The sequence below is a fragment of the Pseudomonas sp. SID14000 genome (assembly GCF_002165135.1).
In the GTDB taxonomy this organism is placed as follows: Bacteria; Pseudomonadota; Gammaproteobacteria; order Pseudomonadales; family Pseudomonadaceae; genus Aquipseudomonas.
In genome coordinates this window covers 1-997 of the sequence record NZ_NFZQ01000050.1, presented here as the reverse complement: position 1 = coordinate 997, position 997 = coordinate 1, and the positions used below count along the sequence as shown (strand labels likewise).

Sequence of the window (997 nt, the reverse complement as noted above, 5' to 3'; positions counted from 1 at the left end):
CTGCCGCTTGGCGCGCGCCTCGAAGTACCGGCCTGCAAGGATGAAGGTCGTGACGCCGGCGGCGACCTCGAGGTAGATCTCCTCGGCGCCGCTACCCCGCGAGGGGATCAGCGTGAACGGCATCTTCATCCCCGGCGCGCCCGCCTCGCCGAGGAACAACGCGTAAAGCGACCAGACGAAGGAGCTCAGCACGCCGACCGAGATCAACGTGTCCATCGTCGCGGCACCGTGCCGCAGATTCGTCCAGGCGGCCTTGTGGAACGGCCAGGCCGCCCACGTGACCACCGGTGCGGCCAGGGTCAACGAGGCCCACTGCCAGAAGTCGAACTGCAGCGCGGGAATCATGCCCAGGGCAATCACCGGCACGGCGAGCGCGATGCTGGCGATCAGCCGCTCACGCAACGGCCGCAGCTCGTCGACCGGTTCGGGGCCGTCAGCAACAGGGGGAGTTGGCAACGAGGCGGAATAGCCGGTTGCCTCGACGGTGGCGACGAGATCTTCGGTACTGATGCCTTCGGCAAACGTCACCTTCGCCTTCTCGGTGGCGTAGTTGACGGTCGCGGTGACGCCGTCCATCCGGTTGAGTTTTTTCTCGACCCGGTTGGCGCAGGAGGCGCACGTCATGCCACCGATGAGGAGCTCGACGGAGTTGTCCGGTGTGGTCATTGCTGGGCCTCCTTTCAGTGGCCGTGCGGAGTTTCTTCTTCGGCGCCGGGCAGTTCGCTCGGCGGCACGATCGCCGTACCGTCGCTGCCGACGGTCACGGTGAACTCGGCGGTGCGCACCTTGCCGGCGTGCTGGAAGTCCAGGAACAGGCTGTACGTGCCGGCGGTCGGGAACGTCGTGCCGAACTTGATCGCCGGCCCGCCCTTCATCCCCGCCTTCGCCTCGGCGGACGGATGCGTGTGCAGGTAGGCGAGATCGCCACCACGCAATGACACCAGGTGCCCGAAAGCCCCGAGATACGGCTGCAGGTCGGTGACCGGCTTGCCCGCCT

General features: G+C 67.0%; 1 protein-coding gene and 1 pseudogene. Both read right to left on the bottom strand.

The window, feature by feature from the left end:
• On the bottom strand, window positions 1–666 hold a 666-nt coding region (locus tag CAY82_RS27335; protein WP_140399146.1), incomplete at its 3' end, for a cation transporter.
• A 14-nt stretch (window positions 667–680) separates the two neighbouring features.
• A pseudogene (locus tag CAY82_RS27330) lies at window positions 681–997 on the bottom strand (hypothetical protein); the annotation flags it as partial.